This window comes from Streptomyces sp. NPDC016459 (assembly GCF_040632845.1).
Classification (GTDB): domain Bacteria; phylum Actinomycetota; class Actinomycetes; order Streptomycetales; family Streptomycetaceae; genus Streptomyces.
In genome coordinates this window covers 1-3,965 of sequence record NZ_JBEYCR010000042.1, presented here as the reverse complement: position 1 = coordinate 3,965, position 3,965 = coordinate 1, and the positions used below count along the sequence as shown (strand labels likewise).

The 3,965-nt window shown below is 64.0% G+C and carries 3 protein-coding genes and 1 pseudogene; 2 read left to right on the top strand and 2 right to left on the bottom strand.

Annotated elements, in window-relative coordinates; genetic code table 11:
• Both ABZ567_RS32280 and ABZ567_RS32275 read left to right on the top strand, forming a co-directional pair.
• Window positions 1–1,551 (top strand): hypothetical protein (locus ABZ567_RS32280; RefSeq protein WP_360796921.1); only part of this gene is annotated, 1,551 nt, incomplete at its 5' end.
• 226 nt (window positions 1,552–1,777) lie between these two features.
• Window positions 1,778–2,209 carry a hypothetical protein gene (locus tag ABZ567_RS32275; RefSeq protein WP_099699025.1) on the top strand — a complete coding sequence of 144 codons (432 nt, stop codon included), beginning with the start codon at window positions 1,778–1,780 and terminating at the stop codon, window positions 2,207–2,209.
• A gap of 352 nt (window positions 2,210–2,561) precedes the next feature.
• Here ABZ567_RS32275 and ABZ567_RS32270 read toward each other — a convergent pair whose 3' ends face one another.
• Both ABZ567_RS32270 and ABZ567_RS32265 read right to left on the bottom strand, forming a co-directional pair.
• A complete protein-coding gene (locus tag ABZ567_RS32270) occupies window positions 2,562–3,239 on the bottom strand; it encodes a transposase (RefSeq protein WP_238054044.1) in 678 nt (225 codons plus the stop codon).
• Between the two features lie 76 nt (window positions 3,240–3,315).
• Window positions 3,316–3,965: pseudogene (locus ABZ567_RS32265) on the bottom strand (hypothetical protein); the annotation flags it as partial.

The following is a 3,965-nucleotide window of genomic DNA, read 5'->3' as shown; positions in this document are numbered from 1 at the left end:
GTCAGCACAACCTCGATGGCCAATGTCGCCGCCGCTGCCGTCGGAGCGAAATCTATTGCCGCCCAGGCCGGTCAGTTCGTGCGACTGTCCCCGGACAGCGTCCAGGCATTGAAGACGTACAAAGCGTTGCCGGGTGACAGCGGGTTCTTCCGAATGACCGTCGTCGACCAAGCAGGGAAGTTCCGCCAGCAACTGCAATGGCAGAAAGTATCCCTCGGCCCCACCCAAGCACTGTCCTTCCAACTCATCGCGGTGCAGGTCGCCCTCTCGGTGGCCATCGCGTCGGTGAACGAATCGATCGCCCGCGTCGACGGTAAAGTCGAACAACTCCTCGCCCTCGCCCAAGCGTCCCGAGTCGGTGACGTGGTCGGTCATTTCACAACCTTGGATCGGCTCGTCACCACCCTCGACGAACACGGAACACTGCCGACCGCAGACTGGGAATCTGTTGCCGGACTCCGGCCCACCCTGAATGTGACCATCGAACGCCTCCGAGAACACGTCAAACGCACCTTGGCCGGGTTCGATGCCACTCGCCCGGTCCAGGATCGCGCCGACTATCTCCGCCGAGCAATCGAAGAGAACCGGCTCGGCGAATCCCTGCACCTGTTGGTGGTCGGTGAGCAGTCGCTCTATCTGTGGCAGCGGTTGCGGATCGCGCGCGTGCAGGCCACCGAGCCGCAGCATCTGCAGGTGGTGCTCGACGACGCACGCACAGTGCTGGCAGAGCATTTCGAACGCGACGGCGAACTGTTGCTGCACGCGCGGTCGGAACTGTCGAACTTTGCAAAAATGCACCGACTCGACGGATTCCGGTGGGGCGCCGCCCACAATCTCAAACACGACATCGTCAAACTCAAGAACGACCTCGACGACTTCGCGCAGGCACGTGGCAGCCAGGTCATGGGATGGACCGACCACGAGAGTCCCAGCGTCGTCGACGCCCTGGCGGAAGTCGGCAGTCGGGCAGCGTCCGCAGGCAGTGCTGTCGCCGGCGCGGCCGGCAAAGCGATCGGTGCCGGTGTCTCAGGAGTCGGATCCGGGCTCGGGTGGGTGGGCCGCGGGATCGGAAACCTCGTGGGCTCGGGAAACCAACACGCAGACAAAGTCGAGATACCGACACCTACAACGGAACATCGTCTCGCGGGTGCAGCCACCGCAACCGCACAACCTGACGAGGCGAATCCGAACTCGTGCGACGGCGACGATTCGACATCCGAATCCTCCATGCTCACACACCAACCCGATCGAATCATGCCGTCTTCCGCCCCGATCGCGTACGACGACGACATCTTGCAGCTCATGCTCTTCGGCCATCTACAGGTCGGCGACCAGCTGACGTATCACGATACCGGCCGCGGGCTCACCTACATCGCAACGATCACGCGGGACGGGGCCCTCGACGTCGACGGGAAACGCTACGGGCCACCCTCGGCGCCGTTGACGGACATCATGGGCCGGCAACGGCACGGTTGGAGGGACTGGCAACTGGCCGATGGGCGGCAACTTCGACAGCTGCGGCGACAAGCGTACGCAGAAATGCGCCGCTGACACCCGTCCTAGCTCTGCCACCACACGCCGACCCGTCCACAGGATGAAGCGATCACAAATGACAATGAAAAAATCCTGGCTAGCAGCGCCGATCCTGCTTCTCGCGCTCAGTGCATGCAGCGACCAGGGCACATCCACCGAACCTGCCTCGTCTGAGGGAGCAACTGCAACCGCCACGACACCGAGCTCCTCAGGGACACTCACACCGGTCTCCAGTACCACGATTGTGGAACCCACGACGGAAACCATCGTCGAACCGCCCACAGCGGAGGCAACATTCATCGACACGCCCACGCCGGCGGTGACCAAGCACATCGACTACTGCACCTCGCCCGGCCCGAACACCGCGTTCACGGACGGAACATACGGTTGGACGGACGAATGCGCCGGCCCCGCAGCGATCAACCGGGTCAGCGAAATCACCGCCAACGGAGGATCCTGCGACGGAACCACGTGCACCAACTCACTAGGAATGACCTTCCCCGACCCTCGGGCCGAAGCCGGAATGACCGATGCACCGCCAACAGCTGGCACTCCTCGGACCACGACAAGCACCCCGACAGTAACGAATCCGCCGAACCATCCCCAGGTCCTGTGGTCGAATTGCCTGCAGCAAGGCAACACCCCGGAACAATGCCGGGAAATACTCGACAACTGATTCTCACGCCCAGCGAAAGCCCGGCCAGTCCTGAGCACGTCGGAGCTGCAATTCCGGGGCGGTCTCGACACTCTCACCCGACTTTGATCCACACATTCACTGAGTAGGTCCTGTGGTTTGACTGTACGTTTTTCCGCATCAGCACTCGAGTACCGTCCGACACTGATGGAGACGATATTCGACGTAGGTTCTGCACACGGGTTCTCGACGGAACGAAGAGAAACCCGCTGCGGAGACCCGAATCGGATACTCACTGCATCCTCGGCCACTATCACCTGGGCCACTCGGTACGAGGAAAACACACCGCACACCTTTGGGGGCTCTCCGCATTTGAGCGGGGCGTGTGCTGATTTCATGCTGCTGGTCTCTGCCCTCGGGTGAGGGCGATGTGGACCATGATGCGCCTTCGGTAGTTGTCCATGTTGGTGAAGCCGCATCCGACACGCTTGGTTTGCTTGATGATCCGGTTGAAGCCCTCGGTGCGGGCGTTGGTCACGTCCTCGGTGAGCGCGACGAGCACCGCTGGCCACCAGGTGTCGATCGTGGTCGCCAGGCGGCTGGTTTCCTCCATGTCGGCGCGGGCGGCGGCGTCGTAGAAGTCGTACAGCCTGCGCCGGATCTGGTGCGGCTGGTGTTCGGCCAGCAGCAGGCGCAGGCGTTCCTTGACGGCATGCGCGGCGGCGATCTCGTTGGTCGGATCCTCGGCGGCGAGGGCGGCGTTGAACCGGGCCTTTTGCTTCACGGTGAGGTGCTCGTAGCCGGTGAGCAGCAGTTGCCGGCTGGCCCAGACTTTGTCGGTGGCGGTGCCGCGGCGGCCGTGCAGTTGCCGGGTGATCCGTTGACGGACCTGGGTGACCATGAGGTTGGCGAGGGCGACGAGATGCCACTTGTCGACTGCGATCCGCGCGTCCGGCAGGGCGGTGCGGATCCCGGATCGACAGGTACAACAGCGCCCGCCCGCACACCCGCCTCGGCAACGCCCCACCCGCCGAGTACGAGGCAGCGCACTGCGCTGAGCCCACCAAGTCATCGCGACCGGCAATGACACCTGCATAGACGTGGCATCAACGCGTAGATGTTTCAGTTTCTTCTGTGCTGGGGCTGTGTCAGGTGCTGGACCGGGTGTAGGCAGCGGCGCGCACCACATCGTCGTCCTCCAGTCCAGCTCCTAGTGCTCCGCCCACGGTGGCCAGGCTGGCGGTGAGCCAGCTGATCTTCGCGTAGTCCAAAGCGTTCACTGGGTGACCGGCGACACCGGCCAGTACCGGCTCGTCGATGAGCAGCAGCGCGCCGACCCAGGACAGGATGAATAAGCCGAGGTAGAACACCACAACCCCGATGGCCACGGTCGCGGTGGTGGCCAAATTGAACAGGATCACCTGCTCACGTTGGGCTCGCCGCCGTGGGCGCTCCCACAAGTCTGCTCCCAGGATCAGGGTGGCACTCACCGCCCCGATCGCCATCACCGCCAGCAGGACCAGGCGCACCGGCCCGTAGGCCATGGCCAGTACCCATAGGTCCGAGGCCACCAATGTCAGCATGCCGGTGGCCGCTGCCACGACCATCGCCCGGGAGAGCCGGGCCACGAAGGCCCAAGGCTGGTTGGCGCGGATCATGCCCAGCAGCAACCGCACGTTGCCGCTCAGCACTCGGGCCGTGAACGAGAGCAGGACGTAGGCGAGCGGGCCCGCGTGGTGCTGGCGGCCGGCACCCCGGCCGAGCATCCGCCGACCGGCGCGGGCGGCAGTCTTCTTCG